We start from the raw sequence: 22,505 nt of genomic DNA on the forward strand, positions 1-22,505 counted from the left end.
CGGCCTCCGTTGCCCGCTGGCTGTGGGGCGCGCTGGCGCCTGTCGGCGAAGAACCCCAGTCGCATCGCTAAGCCATGGGATGGGCGGAGAAACAATGCGTCGCCCATCCAACCTCCACCCTTTACCGCGCAGAGAACCACCCATGCCGAATTCGTTGCCTGCCCCTTCACCGGCCCCCATTAGCGCTGCCTTCCTCACCTTGAAGGACGCTGCCGAGTACCTCGGTCTCTCACCGCAGACTCTCTACGTCTGGCGGCACAGGCGGCAGGGACCGCCAAGCTTCCGGATGGGGCCTCGCGGTCGCGTCATGTACCGACGGGAGACCCTCGATGCCTGGATCCGTGACCAGGAACAGGCCGACTCACGCTCCAACACCGCTCTGAACCCGGTGGGTATCGCCCCACAGCAACGGTTCAGTCGTACCCGCAGCGCCTGAGGCGTCCCCAGGCGCAGCACCTCGTATCCCCGTCGACAAGGAGTTCAGCTGGCCGGCTACATCGAAGACCGATGGCTCAAGAAGAAGAAGGACCCGGTTACCGGGAAGAGGGAAAGAACCGCCCGCTACGGCAAGGGACTGCGGTACAAGGTCGCGGGCATCCCCGGCGTCCGGGACCGCTCTTTCGAGACCCTGGAAGATGCGAAGGCGTGGCTTCGCCGTGCAGCCACGGACGAGGAGCGCGGGGAGTTCGTGGACCCTCGCGACGGCTCCATCACGCTGGCCGACTACATCGCTAAGCACTGGGCGCCAGGCACAGGAGGCGCTCCGAGAACGCAGGCCAACCGGGAGCGCAGAACGCGGCTTCACATCATTCCGCACCTGGGCCAGCTCCCGCTCAGGAGCATCACGGCATCGGACCTGCGTGCCTACATAGCGAAGCTGGACGCCACCGTCGACTCGGTCGACTACCAGCGCGGCATCCTGTCCGAGCTGTCCGGCATCCTGGAAGCGGCTGTCGACGACAAGCGGCTTGTCAGGAACCCCTTGCGCGCCAAGTCCGTACGGTGGCCCAAGGCTTCCCAGGAACGACGCGAAGCGTGGCCGCTGGAGAGGGCGCTCCGGGTCCGTGACGTTATCAGCCCGCGAAACCGGATCGCTGTCGTGCTGGGCCTGGGCTGTGGGCTTCGACAGGGCGAAGTATTCGGGCTGAGCCCCGAGGACCTCGACTACGCGAGAGGCGTGCTTCATGTTCGCCGGCAAGTGCAGGCGATCCACGGACGCTTGTACTTCGCGCTGCCGAAGGGGGCGAAGACACGAATGGTCGATATGCCCCCCTCGGTGGCCGAGGAACTGAAGCGACACGTCGAGGCGTTTCCACCGGTAGAGGTGGAACTGCCGTGGGGGAAGCCCGTGGGGGGCGGGCAGCGGAGGAAGTTCTCCCTTCTCCTCACCACACGGTTCGGCAACGCCATAGCGGTGAACACGTGGAACACCTACACGTGGAAACCCGCGCTGGCCAAGGCCGGCATCATTCCGCCGCGCCCCAAAGGGGCGAAGCAGTGGCAGTGGGCGGCAGCGCGGAAGGACGGCTTCCACGTGCTGCGGCACACCTACGCCTCGATCATGCTGGAGGCGGGGGAGTCCGTGGTGACACTGGCAAGGTGGCTCGGGCATTCCTCCCCGGCTGTCACGCTTGGTTACTACGCTCACTTCATGCCGGAGGCCGGTACCAAGGGGCGCACGGCCATCGACAGGCTGCTGGGGGGAGAAGGCCACGAGCGAGCCAGTCGAAACTCCCCAGATTCTCCCCAGGGCTGATCGTGGACGTTTGCCCCGACCACAACCCCTCGGAGGTGGTCATGCAATGCAAGGTTGATGGGGCGGAAGGGCCTTCGAAAACATCAAAATTAGCTCCCGCCACCCGATACGTTGAACCCTTGCCCTCCGGCGGCTCCGTCTTCGGGGTCGCCGAGGTCGACGACCTCGGCAACTTCCCGGAGAAGTTCCTCAGCGGTTACGAGCCCGACCTCATCCGGGCCGACCCGCTGCGATGCGCCGTGCGGCCCGGCGACCCGCGACTGGAGCCCATCGCCGACGCCTGCCGGGGGACCGGCACGGTCGCCGTGGTCGGCGCCGCGTTCCACGACCAGGGTGAACTGTATGTGTCGGCACTGGTCATCGACGCGAACGGGGAACTCGCCGCCCGCTACGACAAGCAGCATCTGTTCAAGTCGGAACGCGAGATCTATCGCGCGGGCGGGGCCGGATGCACTCTCGAGCTCGAGGGCTGGCGCCTGGGACTGGGCATCTGCTACGACTCCGGCTTCCCCGAGCACGCGCGTGCGGCGGCGCTGGACGGCTGCCACGCCTACGTCGTCGGCGCCCTGTTCAGTGTCGGCAACGGGTACCACGAGTCACGCACATGGTTCCCGGCACGGGCCTTGGACAACACCTGCTACGCCGTGCTCGCCAATCACATCGGCACTACGGGAGGCTGGAACGCCTGCGGCTCCAGCGCCGTTTGGGGCCCGGACGGACGGCCGCTCGCCGAGGCCGCCGCGGACCGGCCCGAGCTGATCACCGCCGACCTCGACCCGCAGGCACTGGGGACCGTCCGCGACGCGGAACCCATGCTGAGCGACCTGCGTGACACGACCACGCACACCCGGACCCGGCGCCGGCTCGGCTGATCCTCCTTCAGCTCCGGGTGCCGAAGCCCTAGTCTCGGGGTGGAGCGGCGACGTGGAGGGACTGGGGCGTGCGGAAGACAGTGACACACTCGGTGCCGGTACCCGGGACGGCACCGAGGAGGCGTGCCCAGGACACGGTCCGGGACCCCGGCGCCGGCCGGGCACCACGTCCCGCCGAACTCGCCGTGCTCCAGCGGACGGTGGGCAACGCGGCCGTGACGCGCAGGGTGCAGCGCCAGACGGACCCCGGCGTCGCGGAGGAGGCGCGGCGGAACGCCGCCGACCCCACCGCGCACGGCGAATGGAGCACGTTCCGCGACATGATGGCTCAGGCGGGCTTCCCCGCCGATGTCACGGACACGGCCTGGCAACTCGTCCTCGGCGGCATCGCCGAGCAGGGCCGGCTCAACGACGAGGCCATGACGAAGTTCACCGCTCGCCAGGAGCAGCGCGACTACCGTGCGTCGAACAGCTGGTACCAGGAGCTGGTGAAGGTCGTCGGCGACCACCTCGGGATCGACACGCCGACGATGGCCCTCTGGTCAGGAGGCAGGGAGGTCAGCGACTACGCCCGCGCCAGGGGCCACACCCCCTTGGAGGCGACCCCGTTCGGCGGCGTGGTCGACAAACTGACCCTGATCTCGGACTGGATGCTCAAGACACCGATGTGGAACGTCCTGTCCAAAGCCTTCGTGAGCCGCGCCCGCGGCCCCGTCCACATCTTCCTGCGCGCGTACAACCCCGACAGCGTCCTCATCGCGCAGGAAGTTCCGCAACTGCGCGTGATCATGGCCCTCCACCCGGCGGTGAAGCTCGTCTGGCACCCGGTGTACGCCGCCTCCGACGGACAGCTGATGGAGGTCACCAAGAACCTCGAACTGACCTCGGACGCCTCCTACTCCACCCGGGACGAGTGCGTACAGGTCCTCTACGACTACCTCCGCCTCCTCCACGACCCGGCCAACGCCCACTCCCGGCGCGCCCACGCGGACATGAGCGCCCGCCTCGCCGCCAACGGCAATCCCGTGTAGGCCGAAATCGCCGGCACCGGATCGAGGCGTGTTGAGCGATGGGCCGCCGCGGGGGAGGAACTCGTCCGCATGGGCCGGGACCGCATCGGCCGGCTGCAGGCGACCGTGAACGAACTGTCCACGCTCGGATTCCTGCGGGCGGACCTGCCGGCAGCCAGGCCCCCACACTGATGTACGCGACATCCCCGTGCGTCAACGGCCCCGCGCGCGCGGGGCCGTTGACGCATTGGTCCAGACCTTCTACGTTGAGAGCGCTCGGTCGCGCGACGCGCTCGCACGGTTCACCTCACCCCTGTACCACCCCATGACCACAGGGAGAGCCATGTTCCACCGGCGCAGACCACCGCTCGTACCCTCTCGCGGCACCCCGTCCGGAGCGCGCTCCGGCAGCCCCGGACCCGGCGCCCCACGGCACGGTGCCCGGTTCCGGCGGTGGACCGCCGCCCTGGGCGCCGTGCTGCTCCTGCCGCTCGCGCTGCTCGCCGCGCTCGCCGCCCCCGCCCACGCCGCCGGGACGCTGACGGCGACGTTCACCAGCCAGGACAACGGCTCCTGGTGGAAGGGAAGTTACGTCGTCCGCAACAGCGGCGCGACCGCCGTCAACGGCTGGACCCTGGAGTTCGACCTGCCCGCCGGAGTCTCGGTCACCGGCCACTACAACGGCGACGCGACCCTCTCCGGCCGTCATGTGACCGTGAAGAACGCCTTCTACAACGCCGGCGTCCCGGCCGGCGGCAGCACCGAACCGTACAGCTACTGGTTCATCGCCAACGGGCCGATCGCCGCCCCGACGGGCTGCACCGTCAACGGAGACAAGTGCGACGGCACCCCCGACGTCCCGCCGACCGCGCCCGGCACACCGAAGGCGACCGCGGTCACGGCGCACTCGGTCGCGCTGAGCTGGGCCGCCGCGCAGGGCGGCGACCACCCCGTGGCCTCCTACGAGGTGCTCGGCGGCCCGGGCGCCGTGGCCACCACGACCGGCACCTCGGCCACCGTCACCGGCCTCACTCCGGCGACGAGTTACACGTTCACCGTGCGCGCCAAGGACACGCGCGGGAACGTTGGTCCGGCCGGCGCCCCAGTGACTGTCAAGACCGTCGACCCGGCGACCGACCCGGAGCCGCCGACCGCGCCCGGCCGGCTGCGCGCCACCGGCAAGACCTCCTCCGGCGTCGGCCTGGCCTGGGACAAGTCCACCGACAACGTGGAGGTGGCCGCCTACGACGTGTACCGCGGCGGCACGCTGGCGAAGTCCGTCGGCGCGGACACCACGACAGCCACGGTCGACGGGCTCTCCCCGGCCACCGCCTACACCTTCACCGTCAGGGCCCGCGACACCGCCGACAACACCTCACCGGCGTCGAACGCCCTGACCGTCACCACCGACGACGTGGCCGGGCCGGGCAAGCAGCTCAAGGTGGGCTACTTCGCGCAGTGGGGCATCTACGGCCGCCAGTACTTCGTGAAGAACCTGGACACCTCGGGCGCCGCGGCCAGGCTGGACGTCGTCAACTACGCCTTCGAGAACCTGGACCCGGTGAACCTCACCTGCCAGGCGGGGGTCACCAAGGGCGTTTCCGCCAACCCCCAGGACCCCGACGAGGGCACCGGCGCGGGCGACGCGGACGCCGACTACGCGCGCCCCATGTCGGCCGCCCAGTCGGTGGACGGGGTCGCCGACGACGGCTGGGGCAAACTCCGGGGCAATCTCAACCAGTTGAAGAAGCTCAAGGCCAAGTACCCCAAGCTGAAAGTCGTGGTGTCGCTCGGCGGCTGGACGTACTCGAAGTTCTTCTCGGACGCGGCCGCCACCCAGGCCTCCCGGGAGAAGTTCGTCAAGTCCTGCGTCGACGTGTGGATCAAGGGCGATCTGCCCGTCTACAACGGCGCGGGCGGCCCGGGCACGGCCGCCGGGATCTTCGACGGCATCGACATCGACTGGGAGTGGCCCGGCTCCGAAGGACATCCGGGCAACCACTACGGCACCCAGGACAAGGCCAACCTGACCGCGCTGCTCGCCGAGTTCCGCAAGCAGCTCGACGCGCTCGGCGGCGAACACCGGCTGCTGACCGCGTTCACCCCGGCCGACCCCGCGAAGATCGCCGCCGGCTGGGACCTGACCCGGATCTTCGACTCGCTCGACTACGCCAACGTGCAGGGATACGACTTCCACGGCGCCGGCAGCGACAACTCCTGGGAGCCGAAGCGCACCGGCCACGCCTCCAACCTGTACGCCGACGCCCAGGACCCCTACCCCTTCCACTTCAGCGTCGAGGACGCGGTGAAGGTCTATCTCGACGCCGGGGTCAGTCCCCGCAAGCTGACGGTGGGCTTCCCGTTCTACGGGCGCGGCTGGCAGGGCGTGACCGACGGCGGGGCCGCCGGTGAGTGGCAGGACGCGGGCGGCGCCGCGCCCGGCCAGTTCGACACCGAGGCCGGGGTGCGCGGCTACCACAACCTGATCACCAGCTTCCCCGCCATGACCGTACGCCACGACGAGCAGTCCGTCTCGGCGTACGGCTACACCGGTCCGGGCGGCCAGTGGTGGTCGTTCGACGACGCCTGGTCGATCGGGAAGAAGACGGCCTGGATCAGGTCCAAGGGTCTGCTGGGCGCCTTCGTCTGGGAGATGTCCGGCGACACACCGAACGGTCAGCTGATGACCGCGCTGGACGACGGACTGGGTTAGCCGGACCACGGCGCCCGGCGCCGCGCACGGCTCCCGGGCGGGCGGACGGCGGACCGCCCGCCCGGGCCCCACACTTGCCTGCGCGGGCACCTACTGCTTCTGGAAGGAGCGGATCTGGTAGGTGCCCATGAGGTTCCCTCCGTGGCCGGCGGCGGTCGATCCGACACGGTTGTTGAAGTTGGTCTGCGTGTAGTACTGCACGCGGTGGCCGGTACCGTTCCACACGGACAGCACGTTCTTGCCGTTGCGGATGAAGGAACACAGGTCGGCGGTGTTGGCGACCTTCTCCTGCGACCACTGGCAGCGGGTGCCGCCGCCGTCCCAGCCGCTGTAGATGCAGAAGCGTCCCGGGTCGCAGTGGAAAGCCGCGGCGGAGCTCTTGCCGGCCGGGGCCGGGGCGTCGGCGGAAGCGGCCGGGGCCGTGCCGAGGGCCGCGACGACGGCGAGGGAGGCGATGGTGAGCGAAGTGACACGGTACATGGGGGGTTTCCTTTCCGCGGGTTCTGCCGTCGGTGTCACCGGACGACGGCTGTCAGTGTCACGGCCCGCACACGGCGGGCGACAGAGCGTGCGCAAGGGCGCGTGAGGCGCCGTGGGCGGTTGCCCGCCGAGCGGGGTGAGCCGGGTCCTCCGGCGGAGCCAGGGGAGCGTGCCGGTGCGGGGTGCGCCGTCGCGGGGCCAGGCCGACGGCGCGGAGACGCCCGGTCACAGGACGGCGGCCAGGAGTTCCTTCGTATAGGCCGCACTCGGTGTGTCGAAGACCGTGTCCCGAGGCCCCGTTTCCACCAGCTCGCCGTCCTTCAGCACCGCGATCCGGTCGCAGAAGTGCCGTACCACCGCGAGGTCGTGGGAGATGAAGAGCAGCGACAGGCCCAGTTCCTCGCGCAGGTCCATGAGGAGGTTGAGGACCTGCGCCTGGACGGAGACGTCCAGCGCGGAGACCGGTTCGTCGGCGATGACCAGACGCGGCCGGACGGCCAGCGCGCGGGCGATGCCGATGCGCTGGCGCTGACCGCCGGAGAACTCGTGCGGGTGACGGGACAGGTGCGCCGCGGACAGGCCCACCTGCTCCAGGAGTTCCGCCGCCCTGGCCCTGCGCCGAGCCGCGTCCAGGTCCGAGTGGACGCGCAGCGGTGTCGTGACGATCTGCTCCACCGTCCGGCGCGGGTTCAGCGACGCGTACGGGTCCTGGAACACCAGCTGGACGTCCCGGCTCAGCTCGCGGCGCAGCCGGGCGTTCGTCGCCGCGCCGGAGATGTCCCGGCCGTCGAAGCGGACCTCCCCGCCGGTGGGGCGGCGCAGGCCGGCCAGGACTCTCGCGATCGTGGACTTGCCCGAGCCGGACTCGCCCACCAGGCCCAGGGTCTCGCCGTGGTGCACGTGCAGGCTGACGCCGTCGACCGCGGTGTGCGGGCGGGAGCGGCGACGGCCCGGGTAGTCCACCCGCAGGTCGCGTACCTCGGCCAGCACACCGGCGGGGGCGGGGGCCGTACGCGGCCGGGCCTTCGTGCGGGGCTTCGGCTGAGGATTCTCGACCGTGGGCAGCCGGCTGCCGGGCGGCGTGCGCAGGGTGGGGGCCGCCTGGACCAGGGCCCGGGTGTAAGGGTGCGCGGCGGAGGTCAGCAGGCGCGTCGTGGGCCCCTCCTCCAGGGCCTCGCCGGCACGCAGCACCAGCATGCGGTGGCACGTCGCCGCCACCACGCCCACGTCGTGGGTGACGAGGACCATGGCCGTACCGGTCTCCGCCTGGAGTTCGCGGATCAGGTCGAGGATCTGGCGCTGCACCCTGGCGTCGAGCGCCGTGGTCGGTTCGTCGGCGATCAGCACGTCCGGGTCGTTGACCAACGCCATGGCGATGACCACGCGTTGGCGCATGCCGCCCGAGAGATGGTGGGGGTGGTCCGAGGCCCGGGCGGCCGGGATGCCCACCCGCTCCAGCATCGCCGCCGCCTGTTGCTGCGCCGCCTTGCGGCCCGCCTTCGGGTGGTGGACGCGGTAGGCCTCGGCGATCTGCGCGCCGATGGTGTGGTACGGCGACAGCGCGTCCAGGGCGTCCTGGAAGACCATCGCGGCCTTGGCGCCCCGGACCCGCTTCAGGACCGCTTCCGGCGCACCCACCAGCTCCGGCCCGTCGCCGCCCAGCCGGACGCTCCCCTCGACGCGGGTGCGCGCGGGGTCGTGCAGACCCAGGGCCGCCAGGCCGATCGTCGACTTGCCCGAGCCGGACTCGCCGACCAGTCCCAGCACCTCGCCCGGCGCCACGTCGAAGGAGATGCCCCGGACCGCCGGCACCGGGCCGCGTGCCGTGCTGAAGGTGACCGTCAAGTCGCGTACGCGCAACGCGGGTTGTCTGCTCATGCGAGCCTCACTCGGGGATCGAGCCAGGCCACCACCACATCGGCGACGGCCACGAACACGACGACGAAGAACGCGGCCAGGAGTACGGTGCCGACGACCGTGGGCAGGTCGTTGCCGTTCACCGCGTCGACGGCCAGCTTGCCGACGCCGCCCAGACCGAACACGGTTTCCGTGATGAACGCGCCGCCGAACAGCGCCCCGACCTCCAAGCCGAGCAACTGCACCAGCGGGCCGGCCGCTCCGCGCGCGGTGTACTTCAGATGGGCGCGCAGGGTGCCGAGGCCCTTCGCGCGGGCCGTGCGCACATATCCGTGGTGCATGGTCTCCAGCAGCTGTGAGCGGGTGAGGCGGGCGAAGACGGCCGCGTTGACGAAGCCGAGGACCAGCCAGGGCAGGAGCAGTCCCAGGGCCCACTGGGCGGGGTGGGCGGCGAAGGGGACGTAGCGGGGGAGGGGGAACAGTCCCGTGGAGTAGACGAGCAGGAACTGGAGGACGTGGCCGAGGAAGTAGATCTGGACGCTCGCGCCCAGCAGGCTGAAGCCGGACAGCAGGCGGTCCGTCGCCCGGCCCCGGCGCAGTGCCGCCGCCAGGCCCGAGCCGATGCCGAGGACGAGGATCACCGTCAGGGCGCCGGCCGCGAGGGAGACGGTCACCGGCAGGCGGTCGGCGATGGCGGCGAGCACGGGCTGGTGGAGGGTGTAGGAGTAGCCGAGGCAGGGGGCGGGGCAGGGGATCGGGGTGCCGTCGACGTCCGCGATGGTGCGGCCGGTCACGATGCCGCCGACGTAGTCGAGGAACTGGGCGAGGAGCGGCTGGTCGAGTCCCATGCTCGCGCGGACCGCCTCGACCTGCGCGGTGTCGCACTTGGGGCCGCAGGCGATCAGCGCCGGGTCGGAGGGTGCGGCGTAGAAGAGCGCGAAGGCCAGGGCGGTGATCGCGAGGAGCACCGCCACGGCCTGCGCGGCCCTCCTGAGGAGGTATCGGGTCATGGTCGCGGGGTCAGGAGTTCTTGAGGTACAGGTCGACCGCGGCCGTGGCGCCGTAGATCGGGTGGATGGCGGCGCCGCCGACGTCCTTGCCGCGGAACTGGGAGACGCTGGTGTAGAGGAACGGCACCACGGGGACGTCCTTCATGACCGTCTCCTCCAGGTCGATCAGCTCGGCGGCCTTCTTCCGCGCGTCACCGATCTTCGCGATGCGGGCCAGTTCCGCGTCCACCCGGGGGTTGGCGTAGCGGACGGAGTTGGACAGCGGATCGAGGTGGCTCTCGAAGCTGTCGGGGAGCAGGGTCGAAGGGGTGGGCCAGTCCACGGAGTTGGTGGACAGCCACAGGTCGTACGGGGCCTCGTTGCGGAACACCTGGGCGTTGAACGCGGCCGGTTGAAGACCCTTGACCACCAGCTCGACGCCGATCTTGGCGAAGGCGTCGGCGAGGACCTGCGCGACCTGGTCGTCCTGCGGGCCGTAGACGGGGTAGGCGTACGTCAGCTTGGTGACCTTCGTCTTCGCCTTGGCCAGGTGCTCCCTGGCCTTGGCGATGTCCCCGGTGGGTGCGACGGGATAGAGGTCGTACTTCTTCCAGCCCACGACGGCCGGTGACGACAGGGTGGTCGCGAAGTCGCCGGCGTACTGGCCGCCGAGGACCTGACGGGCCTGTTGGCGGGGGAAGACGTAGTGGATGGCCTTGCGGACCTCGGGGTCGGTGACCCGGTCGTTCTTGATGTACAGGTCCGAGGTGTAGGCGCCCTGGCTGCCGGAGACGACCAACGCCCGCTTGGCGGGGTCGCGTTCGACCGTCGAGATCAGTTCCGGCGGCAGCGTGCCCTTGGTGGTCAGGGTGGCCGGGCCCGTGCCCTGGCCGTTGAAGACTTCCTGGGCGGTGTTGAGGACGGCCTTGCCGAAGGTGAACTCGAAGCGGTCCGGGTAGGCGTGCCGGATCGGGTCGGTGGCCGGCTTCCAGTGCGGATTGCGCTCCAGGGTGAGGCTCTTGTTCTGCTTGTGCTCGACGATCCGGTACGGCCCGGTGGCGAAGGGCTTCACGTCGTAACCGGTGCCCGTGTCCTTGTCGGCCCGGACCGGCGAGGAGGAGGACTGGGCGGCCATGTACGGCACGTCGGACTGCGGCTCGGGGAAGTGGAAGACGATGGTCTTGTCGTCGGGCGTCTCGATGGCCTCGAGGTCGCCGTCCTTCTTGGGCCCGCCGTACTTCTTCACCGCCTCGGTGCGGTCCTTGGAGCCGGTGAGCCACTCGGGCCAGTAGCTGGGGCCGGCCTCGAAGCCGGGGGCGAAGGTGCGCTCGATGCCGTACTTGACCTGCTGCGCGGTGACGGGTTTGCCGTCCTCCCAGGCGATGCCGTCCTTCAGGTGGTACGTCCAGGTCCGGCCGCCGTCGGAGGAGGTGCCGGTGTCGGTGGCGAGGTCACCGACCAGTCTGGGCCTGCCGTCGATCACCTGATACTGCGTCAGCTGCCGCCCCCACAGCAGCGAGGTGCTGTACGTCTCGCCGGCGTAGATCTTCTGCGGGTCCAGGTGGGTGTAGTCGACCGGGTTGGCGATGGTGAGCGTGCCGCCCTTGCGAGCGCCGGGGATCTTCGGGGCGGGGCCCTGGCTGTCCTCGGCGGTGCCGAGGGTGGCGGTCAGCCGCCGGCCGCTCTTCGCGGCGGTGCTGTTCTTGTGTGTGTCCGTGCCCGCCCCCGCGGAGCAGGAGCACAGCAGCAGGGCGGCGGCGGTGGCGAGAGCCGGAACGGCTGCGGCGCGCGGGGTGACAGTGGGCATGACGAACTCCGTTGTGTCGTGCGTTGTTGCTGGTGAAAGGGAGAGGAGGTGCCGGGGGTTCAGCGGACGGTGTGCGGGTCGAGCGCGTCCCGCACGGCGTCGCCGAGGAGGTTGAAGGCGAGGACGAAGACGAGGAGCGAGACGCCGGGGAACACCATGTAGGTGGGGTCGTCGTAGAAGACCTCCGACCCCCGGGAGATCATGCGGCCCCAGTCGGGGATGGGCTCGTTGATGCCGACGCCCAGGTAGGACAGCGCGGCCTCGGTGGTGACGATCGCGGGCACGGCGAGGGTGATGTGCACCAGTACCGGCGCCCAGACGTTCGGCAGCAGCTCCCGGAAGACGATGTGCCGCCGGCTCGCGCCGAGCGCCCGCGCCGCCTCGACGAACTCCCGGTCGCGCAGGGACCGTACGACCGTGCGCAGCACCATCGCGAGCGGCACCCAGCCGAAGGCGGAGAAGACCAGGATGAGGACGGTGAACTGCATCCAGGCGGGTTCGCTCTCGTCGGGTCCCACGAAGCGGGTCTGGACCACCGGGCCCAGGGTGAGCAGGAACAGCAGGGCCGGGAAGGCGAGCAGGACGTTGCAGACGAAGGTGAACGCCCGGTCCACGAGGCCGCTGAGGTAGCCCGCGGTCACACCGACCACCACTCCGATGACGGCGACGACGGCGGCCGAGGCGAAGGCGATCAGCAGGGAGGTGCGGATGCCGTGGAGGAGCTGGGCGAGGACGTCACGGCCGAGTCCGGGCTCGATGCCGAACCAGTGCTCGGCGGAGATGCCGCCGTTGGGCAGCACGGGCAGGCCCTCCGGGCTCAGCAGGCCGGTCTCGTTCTGCCCGTAGTGCTCGGTGGGGTTCTTGCCGTAGAGGGCGGTGATCAGCGGCGCGGTGACGGCGAGGAGCACGAAGAACCCGACGACGGCGAGCGAGACGATCCCGACTCGGTCGCGCCGGAACACATGTGTCATCGATACCGCTGCCATGCTGTCGTACTCCCGACTTGCTCGGCTGCTCCGGTAGTGGAGGAGCGCCCTGGATCACACCGGAGGCAGGGTCTCCGCTCCGGACATCGGACATTAGATCGGAAGATCAAATCGGCTGCAACGCCTGTGATTGCAAGGTTGAAGCAGTAAATGACGCTAGATTGCAAGAATGTTTCCGTGTTCACGCTGCCGTCATGGAAACACCCCCATTCGCCGCGAATCGCCCGCCGGGGGGAGACCAGGGTCACACCAGGCGCGTTCCGCGCCGGGGACCTACCGTGGTCGCAGTGGCATCGACGCCCCGGACGGCCGTAGCGGAGGAGAACGCGATGGAGGAGCACTTCGTGTGGGTGACGACCCGCCGCATCCAGCCGGGCAGCCTGGACGACTTCGAACGGGCGTGGCGGCCCGCGGCCGAGCCGCGGGGAATGCGCCGCGCCTTCGCGTACTGGTCCGCGGACGGACAGGAGGTCACCGGGGTGTCGTTCTGGGACTCCGAGGAGGCGTGCGACTCCTGGCGGGCGTCCGAGCCCGAGGGACAGCGGCGCGCCGCCATGGCTCCCTACGTCGTGGAAGAGCGGGAAGGCTTCTACCGGGGCCGCGAACTCGCCATCCCCGGCGGCACACCCGACTGAGCGGGCCGCCGCGGGTGCGCCGGTCTCAGCCCAGCAACTCGCGGACGAGCGCCGCCACTTGCCCGGTCTCGAGCAGGAACCCGTCGTGCCCGTGCGGCGACTCGACCACCCTGAGCCGGTCGGCGCCCGGGATCAGCGCGGCCAGCTCCGCCTGCTGGGCCGGCGGGTAGAGCCGGTCGGAGTCCACCCCGGCGACCAGGGTGGGCGCGGTCACCCGGCGCAGCGCGGCCCGCACACCGCCCCGGCCCCGGCCCACGTCATGGGCGTTCATCGCCTCGGCCAGCACGACGTAGCTCGCCGCGTCGAAACGGCGCACCAGTTTGGCCGCGTGGTGGTCGAGATAGGACTGCACCTGATAGCGCCCGCCGCGCCACGGGTCCTCCCCGTCCTGCGGCAGACGGCCGAACCGGACCTGGAGCTCGGGCTCGCTGCGATAGGTGACATGGGCCAGCCGGCGGGCCAGTCCCAGCCCCTCGTGCGGCCCCCGGCCGGTGTCGTGGTAGTCGCCGGCCTGCCAGTGCGGGTCCGTGCGGATGGCGCGCACCTGGATGTCCGCCCAGGCCACCTGTTCCGCGCTCGCCGCCGCCGTCGTCGCGAGGAGCAGCAGCCGGCCCGTCCGCGCCGGGTACGACACCGCCCACTCGACGGCCCGCATGCCGCCCATCGAACCGCCGACGACCAGCGCCCACCGGTCGACACCCAGCGCGTCCGCGAGTCCCGCCTCCGCGGCCACCTGGTCGCGCTGGGTCAGGAACGGGAACGCGCCGCCCCACGGCCTCCCGCCGCCGGGACGCCGGGAGGCCGGTCCCGTGCTGCCCTGGCAGCCGCCGAGCACGTTCGGCGCGACGACGAACCAGCGGTCGGTGTCCAGCGCCCGCCCCGGACCGATCAGGGCGTCCCACCAGCCGGGCGTCGGGTGCCCGGGTCCGGCCGGACCGGCGGCGTGACTGTCCCCGGTGAGCGCGTGCAGCACCAGGACGGCGTTGGCACGGTCCGGCGCGAGCGTCCCCCAGGTCTCGAACGCGAGCCGCACACCCGGGAGTTCACCGCCCGCCTCCAACGGCAGCGGCTTCTCCGCGTCGTACCACCGGCGCCGGCCGGGCGGATCCCCCTCCCGCCAGGCCCCGGTGGCCGGCGGCAGGGGCGCCTCGGCAGCGGCGACGGCGTGCACCTACGCGCCCTTCGCCGCGCGGAAACCGGCCTCCAGGTCCGCCTTGAGGTCGGCGAGGGACTCGATGCCCACCGACAGACGCACCAGCCCCGGCGCGGTGCCGGTCGCCGCCAGCTGGGCCTCGTCCAGCTGACTGTGCGTGGTGGACGCCGGATGGATGATCAGGCTGCGCACGTCACCGATGTTGGCGAGGTGGCTGAACAACTCGACGCCGTCCACGAACCGCCTGCCCGCCTCCACGCCGCCGCGCAACTCGAAGGAGACGATGGCGCCGGCACCGCGCGGCAGATACGTCCGCCCGGCCTCGTACCACCTGCTGGACGGCAGGCCCGGGTAGTGCACGGCGGCGACCTCGTCGCGCTGCTCCAGCCATTCCGCGAGCGCCTGGGCGTTGGCCGTGTGCCGTTCGATCCGCAGGCTCAGCGTCTCCACGCCCTGCAACAGCAGGAACGCCGAGTGCGGGGAGAGCGCCGGGCCGAGGTCGCGCAGCAACTGCACCCGCAGCTTGACCGCATAGGCGCCGGGGCCGAGCGCGGGCCAGTAGCGCAGACCGTGGTAGCTGGGGTCCGGCTCGGTGAAGTCCGGGAACCTGTCGGCGTGCGCGCCGAAGTCGAACGTACCGCCGTCCACGACCACACCCGCGATGGCCGTGCCGTGGCCGCCGAGGAACTTCGTGGCCGAGTGCACGACGATGTCCGCGCCGTGTTCGAGCGGCCGCAGCAGGTACGGGGTGGGCACCGTGTTGTCCACGATGAGCGGGACGCCCGCCGCGTGCGCCACGTCGGCCACCGCCCGCACGTCGAGCACATTGCCGCGCGGGTTGCCCAGCGACTCCGCGAACAGCGCCTTGGTGTTCGGCCGGATCGCCGCCCGCCAGGCCTCCGGGTCGTCCGGGTCGTCCACGAAGGACACCTCGATGCCGAACCGGGGCAGCGTGTGGCGGAACAGGTTGTAGGTGCCGCCGTACAGGGAGGTGCTGGAGACGATGTGGTCGCCGGCGCCCGCCAGGGTGAGGAGGGCCAGGGTCTCCGCCGCCTGCCCGGAGGACAGTGCCACGGCCGCCACACCGCCCTCCAGGGCGGCGATCCGCTGCTCGAAGACGTCCTGGGTGGGGTTGTGGATCCGGGTGTAGATGTTGCCGGGCTCGGCGAGCGAGAACAGGTCGGCGGCGTGCCGGGTGTCCCGGAACACGAACGACGTGGTCTGGTAGATCGGCGTGGCCCGGGCACCGGTGGCCGGGTCGGGCACGGCACCGGCGTGGACCTGCTTGGTCTCGAAGGACCAGGCCGAGGTGTCGGGACCGGTGGGCGGCTCCTCGGCGGTGTGGCCGGCGGTGACGGAGTCGACGGGCTGGCTGCTCATGGTGCTCCTCGTGCGGGAGAGCGGCGCTGAGTTGCGACGAGGTAAGCACGGCCCGGCACCCGGGGACAGGGCGATGGGCACCGTGCAACGAGGACTTCACAAACGACATCCGTGCGCAACGATCGTCCGCGCACATGTCGGACGTGTGTGCGGGAGGCCCCGGTGCCGGGCCTCCCGCACACCCCGTCAGCGGCGGACGGCCGCCGGTCCGGCCGGTGTGTCACCGCGCAGCGTGATGCGGTGCATGACGCGGTGCCGGTCGCCGTAGTCCCGGTTGGCGTAGTGGGCCGTGCTGCGGTTGTCCCACAGGGCGACGTCCCCCGGCTGCCAGCGATGCCGTACGACGTGCTCGGGCTTGGTGAGGTGGGCGTAGAGGATGTCGAGGATGCCCCGGCTCTCGTGCTCCGAGACACCCACGATGTGCGAGGTGAAGCCGGGGTTGACGAACAGGCCCTTGCGCCCGCTCTCCGGATGGACCCGCACCACCGGATGCTCCACCGGCGTCAGCTCGGTGACCACCTCGCCCTCCCACACGTTGCCGCGGCCGCCCCGGCGCTGGGCGAGGTAGTACCCGAACTCGCGTGTGCCGTCGTGGACGGCGGTCAGCGTGTCGATGTAGGCCCGCAGGCCCGGCGAGAGCGACTCGTAGGCCAACTGGCTGTCGGCCCAGCTGGTGTCGCCGCCGCCCGGCGGCAGCACCACGGCCCGCAGGACCGAGATCGCCGGCGGACGCCGTACGAACGTCACGTCCGTGTGCCAGACGTCGGCGAATCCGTTGTCCTGGCTGTCCAGCGAGTACACCTCGGGGGCCACGTCACCGGAGTCGTGGACCGGATGCCCGACGGTGACCTCGCCCAGCCTGCGGCCGAACTCGATCTGCGCCGCGTCGTCCAGGTCGTGCTGGCCGCGCACGAACAGCACCTTGTACGCGACCAACGCCTCGCGCAGCGCCAGGACTTCGTCGTCGTCCAGGCGGCCGAGGTCGATGCCGTGGATCTCGGCGCCGAAGTGCGGGCCGAGCGCGGTGACCGGCAGCCGCGCCGGGGCGGGCCGCTCGCTGAGAAGGCTCATCTGTGTGTCCTTTCCGGATCGGGGTACGGGGGTCAGGCCGCGGCGGTCTTGACGGCGTGGGACACCCGCGCGCGCAGCTCGGCGAACTCGGCCGAGTTCCTGAGGTCCTCGGCGTCGACGCCGTCGCGCGGCAGCGGGATCGGGAGGTCCAGGGCCACGGTGCCCGGGCTCCTGGTCAGCACGATGATGCGCGAGCCGAGGAACACCGCCTCGTCCGCCGAGTGCGTCACGAACACCGTGGTCCGGCCCGTGCGCGCGGTCACTTGCCGGACGTCCTCCTGGAGCCGTTCCCGGGTCAGCGCGTCGAGCGCCGCGAAGGGTTCGTCCAGCAGCAACAGCGGGTTCTCGGCGGCGAGGGCCCGGGCGATGGCGACGCGTTGCTGCTGGCCGCCGGAGATCTCCCAGACCCGGCGCCCCTCGACCCCCGCCAATCCCACGCGGTCCAGCAACTCGCGCCGCCGCTCCGGTCGTCGGGCGCGCTCGACGCCCGCGTACCGCAGCGCCAGGTCGATGTTGCCGCGCACGGTCCGCCAGGGGAACAGCCGAGGTGTCTGGAAGACCACGCCGGCGGTCACCCCCGGCCGCGGTTCGGCACCGTGGACGCGGACCGAACCGTGTGTGGGCCGTTCGAACCCGGCGACGAGCCGCAGCAGCGTGCTCTTGCCACACCCGGAGGCGCCCACCAGCACCAGGAACTCCCCGGCGGGAACGGTCAGATCGACGGGGCCCACGGCGGTGAAGGTCTCGCCGCCCCGGCCGTACCGGTGGACGACGTTGTCGAGACGGACGGCGTCCCCGTGCCCGGCGCCGGTCTCCCGCGGGGATGTGGTGACGTCACTTGAGGACATCGGGCAGCCCCTTGAGGTAGAACGCCTCGCGGACGGCGTCCCCGGCCGGCGCGGCGTCGATCTGCCGCTGCCCGGCGAGGAAACGCGCGGTGTCGCCGACGTACGTGAGCAGCTTGCCCGGTGTGCCGTCGGTGCCCAGCCAGTCGGGGGACGTCACCTGCTCCGGGGTGAGGAAGACTCCCTGCCTGAGCTGGGCCTTCGCGTCCGAGGCGCTGATGCCCAGCTCGGCCGCGACGGCCGCCACCGAACCGTCGGGGTCGGACCTGAGCAGGCGCAGCGCCTGGGCCTGCGCCTTGCGCCAGCCGTCGATCGCCCGCGGGTCCCTGGCGATGAGGTCGTCCGACACCACCGCGAGGTCCAGCGTCGGCTTGCCCGCCGCCCCGATCTCCTTGCTGCTGGTGAGCTGGATGCCGGTCGTACGCAGCTCGTCCAGGGTGGGCAGCCACACATAGGCGGCGTCGATGTCGCCCCGCTGCCAGGCGGCGAGGATGGCCTGCGGCTGCAGATCGACGAGCTTGACGTCGGAGGACTCCAGCCCGGCCGTCCGCAGGGCCGCCAGCAGGCTGTAGTGCGAGGTGGAGGCGAACGGCGTCGCGACGGTCCTGCCCTTGAGACCGGCGACATCGGCGATGCCGCTGCCCTTGCGTGCGACGAGGGCCTCGTTCTCCCCGGCGACGTCCAGGATCCACGCGACCTTGTACGGGATCGGTGAACTGCCCGAGATACCGCGGGCGAACGGGCTGGAGCCCAGCGCGGCGATGTCGAGCGACTTGCCGAGGAAGGCCTGGTTCACGGCCGCCCCGGAGTCGAACTTGATCCAGGTGACGCGGTAACCGGGCAACTGCTTCTCCAGCAGCTTTCCGTGCTTCACGAGCAGGTCGCCGCTGGGGAAGGCGAAGTAGCCGATGCGCAGCCGCCGGGAGCCGCCCGCTGTCGCCGCCTCACCGGAGGAGCAGCCGGTGACGGCCGCGGAGACGGCGGCGAGGGCACCGGCCAGCAGGAGCCGGCGGGAAGCGCCTTGGGACACAGGGGACATGACAGGGCCGTTTCTGTGCTGGGGTCGGGGGAGGGAAGGGGATGGGGGAGCGGTGGGCTGCGGGCCGGTGCCGTGACGGGTCCGGCGCCGTCGCGACCGGGAGCGGGAGGCAGACGAGGACGTGCGGACGGCTGGTGCTAGACGCGGCCGCGCCACGGCACGACGGCGCGTTCCAGCCGCAGCAGCAGGCCGTCGATGATCAGGCCGGAGACGCCGATGGTGATGATGCCGACCAGCACCACGGGGGTGTTGTTGTAGTTGGCGGCGTCCTTGACCATGCCGCCGATCCCGGGCAGCCCGTTGACCAACTCGGCGGCCACCAGAGACGAATAGGCCACGCCCACGGCGAGCCGTATCCCGGTGAGCGTCTCCGGCAGCGCCGAGGGGACGACGACGTCCGTGACCACGTTCCACCGCGAGGCGCCGAGGGCACGGGCGGCCTCCGTCAGACTCCTCGGCACGGCCGCGACGGCGGTGGTGGTCGACACCGCCACGGGCGGAAAGGCGGCCACCGCCAGCAGCGTGATCTTCGGCTCCTCGTTGATGCCCAGCCAGATGACGAGCAGGGAGAAGTACGCCAGCGGCGGCAGCGTCCGCAGGAAGGTGATCCAGGGCTCGAACAACGCGCGCAGCCAGCCGACGGTGCCCATGAGCAGCCCGAACAGCACCCCGGCGACGATGCCCAGACCGGCGCCGATCGCGATGCGGCGCAGGCTGATGCCCAGGTGTTCGACGAGGTAGGTGCCGTTGTACCCGCGTACTCCGTCGTGCGTCGTGGACACGTCGGCGAACGCGTCCCACACCTTGGCCGGCGGCGGGACCAGTGTCTCGCTCCAGGTCCCGCTCGCCGCCAGCAGCTGCCACAGCAGCAGGAAGACGAGGAGGGAGGCGGACGGCAGCAGCACAGGGCGGGTACGCGCCCACAGCCGCCGTACCCGGAAGGAGGGGGCGGGCGGCACGTCGGCGTGTGGTTCGGTGGGGGAGGGCTTGGACAGAGGGGGAGTCGTGGACACGGGCGTCCTCCATGGGACGCCGGGGAGGAACGGCCTCAACGGGGGAGGGCGGCGGCCGGCCCCGGCGTGAGCGATGCTGAACGATGCGGACGGAGCACCCCGGCAGGGCGCGGCACAGCCCCTCGTCCGGGTGACGTCACCGGACGACGAAGGGCGCGGGAACAGACCGGATCAGCGACAACACGAGCCCGGACGCCGGCACAGGTCGATGACCAGGCGTCGCACCAGGGGCTCGGAGATCATGAGATCTATTTGTACAACAGGCGCACCCCCCGACCAAGAGCCATCCACTCTGTGGAACACCGCCGACGGCCGGCCACGGCAACCAGCCGATGCCGCTTACGCCGTTGACGCTCCGCGTTGCCCGGTATTAGCTGTCTCCGACCTGTACGACCGGGGGTGTGAGCTGTGTCGCGAGGGGGAAGTATGCGGTACCTGAAGCGAGTTGCCGCCGGAGTGGCGATATGGAGCATCAGCGCGACGGCGCTGCCCATGACCTCGGCGGTGGCGGGTGAGGGGAGCCGGCCGCACACCGCTCTCGTGAGCACCGCCGCCGACGGGACCGGTGGGGACTCCGACTCGGGAAGACCGCAACTCAGCGCGAACGGAAGGTACATCGCCTTCGAGTCGTGGTCGGCGAACCTGGTGCCGGGCGACACCAACGGCATCAACGACGTCTTCGTCAAGGACCGGCGGACGGGAGCGGTCGAGCGGATCGACGTCGCGAGCGACGGCACCCAGGCCGGCGTACCCCCGACCGCGTTCTCGATCAGCGGGAACGGACGGTACGTCGCGTTCGACTCGCTCGACGGCGACCTCGTTCCCGGAGACACCCCCGACAGCGAGGACATCTTCATCCGCGACCGCCGGACGGGGCGCACGGAGATACTGATCGGTCCCGGACCCGAGGGAAGCTACACCTACGCCCCGTCCCTCAGCGCCGACGGACGCTATGTGGCCTTCACCTCCAGCCGCTCCGACCTGGTGCCGGGGGACACCAACGGCCAGACGGACGTCTTCGTCCACGACCGGTGGCGGAAGACCACCCGGCGCGTGAGCGTCGCCACGGACGGCACCGAGGGCGGCGGCCGCTCCACGAGCGAGGCGATCAGCGCGGACGGGACCCGGATCGCCTTCACCAGCGCGCGCCGCTTCGGCACCGGCACCGAGGAACCCGCGACGGACCAGAGACGCCCGCGGTCCCGCTACTTCTACGTCCATGACACCCGGACCGGCCGGACCACACCGGCGGTGGTGGACCTCGACGGCGAGGAGACACCCCTCAACGGCGACGTGGGTCTCAGCCCGGACGGACGCTACGCGCTCTTCTCCTCCCCCTACGCGAAGCTGGTGCCGGGCGACACCAACGGCGCCCGGGACCATTTCGCCAGGGACCTGACCACCGGTGTCACCCAGCGCCTCTCCGTGGCGCACGACGGCTCGGAGCCGAACGACGACTCCGGGACCGGCCGCCCCCACCTCAGCGCCGGCAACCGTTACGCGGTGTTCACCTCCACCGCCTCCAACCTGGTGCCCGGTGACACCAACGGCACGGCCGACGCCTTCCTGCGCGACCTGCGCACCGGTGACGTACAGCGGGTCGATGTCGCCGACGACGGGACGCAGTCCAACGGAGGGACCGGCTTCCTCGGCATCGACGCCTTCGGACGCACCGTGGCCTTCGACAGCGCCGCGGACAACCTGGTGCCCGGCGACACCAACGGCCGCACGGACGTGTTCGTACGCGGCCTGCGCTGAGGGGCGACCCTCCCGCGCACCGCCCGGCTCCCGCCCGTCCGTCCGGCTGCCGCGCGCCGTCTCCTCAAGGCCGGATGAGGGCCTTGACGACCTGGCGGCCGGCCATCGCCCGGTAGGCTTCCGGGACTTGGCCGAGGGTGAAGCAGCGGTCGAAGACGCGGCCGGGGTCGATCGTCCCGTCCAGGACGTCGGGCAGCAGTTGCCCGATGTAGGCGCGGGCGGGGCAGGCGCCGCCGGTCAGGGTGATGTTGCGCAGGAACTCGGCACGGCCGAACGGTCCCTGCTCGTACTGGGGGACGCCGAGGCGGCTGACGGTGCCGCCGTCCAGGACCGCGCCGAGAGCGGTGTCCAGGGCCGCACGGGTGCCGACGGCCTCGATCACCTTGTCCACCCCGCCGGTCAACTCCCGGATGCGGGCGATGCCTTCCTCGCCGCGTTCGGCGACGACGTCACTGGCGCCGAACTCGCGGCCGAGCGCGGTGCGTGCCTCGTGGCGGCCCGCGAGCACGACGCGCTCGGCGCCCAGCCGCCGGGCGGCGATCACCGCGCACAGGCCCACCGCCCCGTCGCCGACGACCAGCACCGTGTCGCCGCGGCCGACGCCGGCGGTCACCGCGCCGTGATGACCGGTGGCCATCACGTCCGACAGCGCCAGAAGCGACGGCAGCAGAGCCGAGTCGGCGGACACCGGCAGCTTGACCAGGGTGCCGGCCGCGTACGGGACGCGTACCGCCTCGCCCTGGCCGCCGTCGACCCCGTCGGACCCGTAGCGGCCGCCGTTGCGGCACGAGAAGTGCAGCCCCCTGGCGCAGTAGTCACAGGTGCCGTCGCTGTAGGTGAAGGGGGCGACGACCAGGTCACCCGGCTTCAGCCCGGGCACATCCGTGCCGGTCTCCTCGACGACGCCGAGGAACTCGTGTCCCATGGGACGTCCGGTGTCACCGGCGGGCATGGACCGGTACGGCCACAGATCGCTGCCGCACACACAGGAGACCACCGTGCGCACGACGGCGTCGGTCGGCCGCACGATCCTCGGATCGGGCCGCTCCTCGACGCGGACGTCTCCGGCTCCGTACATCACTGCTGCACGCATGAGAGAGGGGAACTCCCAACGGGATACGAGTGCCGCGCACGGCGGCGG

The 22,505-nt window shown here is 71.1% G+C and carries 19 protein-coding genes; 7 read left to right on the forward strand and 12 right to left on the reverse strand.

The genetic code is table 11. The features are described from left to right. Nucleotides 1-142 precede the first annotated feature (142 nt). The 5 genes from HB370_RS38925 (at nucleotide 143) to HB370_RS38945 (ending at nucleotide 6,351) form a co-directional block, all read left to right on the forward strand. Nucleotides 143-436, forward strand: coding sequence for a helix-turn-helix domain-containing protein (locus HB370_RS38925; protein ID WP_037702138.1), 294 nt, complete (start codon nucleotides 143-145; stop codon nucleotides 434-436). 252 nt (nucleotides 437-688) lie between these two features. Further along, nucleotides 689-1,756: a site-specific integrase gene (locus HB370_RS38930; protein ID WP_244405855.1), complete on the forward strand. Its 1,068-nt coding sequence runs from the start codon at nucleotides 689-691 to the stop codon at nucleotides 1,754-1,756. Nucleotides 1,757-1,875: 119 nt separating this feature from the next. Then, complete coding sequence (locus HB370_RS38935; protein WP_244405857.1) at nucleotides 1,876-2,628, forward strand: carbon-nitrogen hydrolase family protein; 753 nt, start codon at nucleotides 1,876-1,878, stop codon at nucleotides 2,626-2,628. Between the two features lie 68 nt (nucleotides 2,629-2,696). Then, nucleotides 2,697-3,659, forward strand: a complete 963-nt coding sequence (locus HB370_RS38940) for a hypothetical protein (RefSeq protein WP_157855588.1) — start codon at nucleotides 2,697-2,699, stop codon at nucleotides 3,657-3,659. Nucleotides 3,660-3,963: 304 nt separating this feature from the next. Next, the gene (locus HB370_RS38945) at nucleotides 3,964-6,351 is read left to right on the forward strand and encodes a glycosyl hydrolase family 18 protein (RefSeq protein ID WP_244405859.1); all 2,388 of its coding nucleotides are present in this window, start codon (nucleotides 3,964-3,966) and stop codon (nucleotides 6,349-6,351) included. A gap of 90 nt (nucleotides 6,352-6,441) precedes the next feature. Here the strand turns inward: HB370_RS38945 and HB370_RS38950 are convergent, their stop codons facing one another. From HB370_RS38950 to HB370_RS38970, 5 genes are all read right to left on the reverse strand, one after another. Then, nucleotides 6,442-6,831 (reverse strand): peptidase inhibitor family I36 protein, encoded by a 390-nt coding sequence (locus tag HB370_RS38950; RefSeq protein ID WP_030785764.1) that lies wholly within the window; start codon nucleotides 6,829-6,831, stop codon nucleotides 6,442-6,444. A 225-nt stretch (nucleotides 6,832-7,056) separates the two neighbouring features. Further along, nucleotides 7,057-8,709 carry an ABC transporter ATP-binding protein gene (locus HB370_RS38955; protein ID WP_030785760.1) on the reverse strand — a complete coding sequence of 551 codons (1,653 nt, stop codon included), beginning with the start codon at nucleotides 8,707-8,709 and terminating at the stop codon, nucleotides 7,057-7,059. Next, on the reverse strand, nucleotides 8,706-9,698 hold the full coding sequence (locus HB370_RS38960) for an ABC transporter permease (RefSeq protein ID WP_030785757.1): 993 nt from the start codon (nucleotides 9,696-9,698) through the stop codon (nucleotides 8,706-8,708). The genes HB370_RS38955 and HB370_RS38960 overlap by 4 nt, the downstream gene beginning before the upstream one ends. A 10-nt stretch (nucleotides 9,699-9,708) precedes the next feature. Continuing rightward, entirely contained in the window at nucleotides 9,709-11,484 is a 1,776-nt protein-coding gene (locus HB370_RS38965; RefSeq protein ID WP_051815817.1) for an ABC transporter substrate-binding protein, read from the reverse strand. A 59-nt stretch (nucleotides 11,485-11,543) separates the two neighbouring features. Further along, nucleotides 11,544-12,470 carry an ABC transporter permease gene (locus tag HB370_RS38970; RefSeq protein WP_051815815.1) on the reverse strand — a complete coding sequence of 309 codons (927 nt, stop codon included), beginning with the start codon at nucleotides 12,468-12,470 and terminating at the stop codon, nucleotides 11,544-11,546. 287 nt (nucleotides 12,471-12,757) lie between these two features. Between HB370_RS38970 and HB370_RS38975 the strand changes: the two genes are divergently transcribed. Then, nucleotides 12,758-13,105 carry an antibiotic biosynthesis monooxygenase gene (locus tag HB370_RS38975; RefSeq protein WP_244405861.1) on the forward strand — a complete coding sequence of 116 codons (348 nt, stop codon included), beginning with the start codon at nucleotides 12,758-12,760 and terminating at the stop codon, nucleotides 13,103-13,105. A 25-nt stretch (nucleotides 13,106-13,130) separates the two neighbouring features. Here the strand turns inward: HB370_RS38975 and HB370_RS38980 are convergent, their stop codons facing one another. The 6 genes from HB370_RS38980 to HB370_RS39005 form a co-directional block, all read right to left on the reverse strand. Then, a complete protein-coding gene (locus HB370_RS38980; RefSeq protein ID WP_078637592.1) occupies nucleotides 13,131-14,276 on the reverse strand; it encodes a homoserine O-acetyltransferase in 1,146 nt (381 codons plus the stop codon). After that, nucleotides 14,277-15,638, reverse strand: a complete 1,362-nt coding sequence (locus HB370_RS38985; protein ID WP_078637591.1) for a bifunctional o-acetylhomoserine/o-acetylserine sulfhydrylase — start codon at nucleotides 15,636-15,638, stop codon at nucleotides 14,277-14,279. A gap of 186 nt (nucleotides 15,639-15,824) precedes the next feature. Further along, nucleotides 15,825-16,709 (reverse strand): TauD/TfdA family dioxygenase, encoded by an 885-nt coding sequence (locus tag HB370_RS38990; protein ID WP_030785740.1) that lies wholly within the window; start codon nucleotides 16,707-16,709, stop codon nucleotides 15,825-15,827. A 32-nt stretch (nucleotides 16,710-16,741) separates the two neighbouring features. Next, complete coding sequence (locus HB370_RS38995; protein WP_030785736.1) at nucleotides 16,742-17,557, reverse strand: ABC transporter ATP-binding protein; 816 nt, start codon at nucleotides 17,555-17,557, stop codon at nucleotides 16,742-16,744. Next, nucleotides 17,544-18,593: an ABC transporter substrate-binding protein gene (locus HB370_RS39000; protein WP_030785733.1), complete on the reverse strand. Its 1,050-nt coding sequence runs from the start codon at nucleotides 18,591-18,593 to the stop codon at nucleotides 17,544-17,546. Before HB370_RS39000 ends, HB370_RS38995 begins: the two co-directional genes overlap by 14 nt. A 137-nt stretch (nucleotides 18,594-18,730) precedes the next feature. Further along, nucleotides 18,731-19,498, reverse strand: coding sequence for an ABC transporter permease (locus tag HB370_RS39005; RefSeq protein ID WP_037702159.1), 768 nt, complete (start codon nucleotides 19,496-19,498; stop codon nucleotides 18,731-18,733). Between the two features lie 534 nt (nucleotides 19,499-20,032). Here HB370_RS39005 and HB370_RS39010 point away from each other — a divergent pair. Beyond that, nucleotides 20,033-21,364 carry a PD40 domain-containing protein gene (locus HB370_RS39010; protein WP_106980699.1) on the forward strand — a complete coding sequence of 444 codons (1,332 nt, stop codon included), beginning with the start codon at nucleotides 20,033-20,035 and terminating at the stop codon, nucleotides 21,362-21,364. Between the two features lie 64 nt (nucleotides 21,365-21,428). Here HB370_RS39010 and HB370_RS39015 read toward each other — a convergent pair whose 3' ends face one another. After that, nucleotides 21,429-22,457, reverse strand: coding sequence for an alcohol dehydrogenase catalytic domain-containing protein (locus tag HB370_RS39015; protein ID WP_030785716.1), 1,029 nt, complete (start codon nucleotides 22,455-22,457; stop codon nucleotides 21,429-21,431). Between the last annotated feature and the right edge of the window lie 48 nt (nucleotides 22,458-22,505).

This window comes from Streptomyces sp. DSM 40868 (genome assembly GCF_011820545.1).
In the GTDB taxonomy this organism is placed as follows: domain Bacteria; phylum Actinomycetota; class Actinomycetes; order Streptomycetales; family Streptomycetaceae; genus Streptomyces; species Streptomyces eurythermus.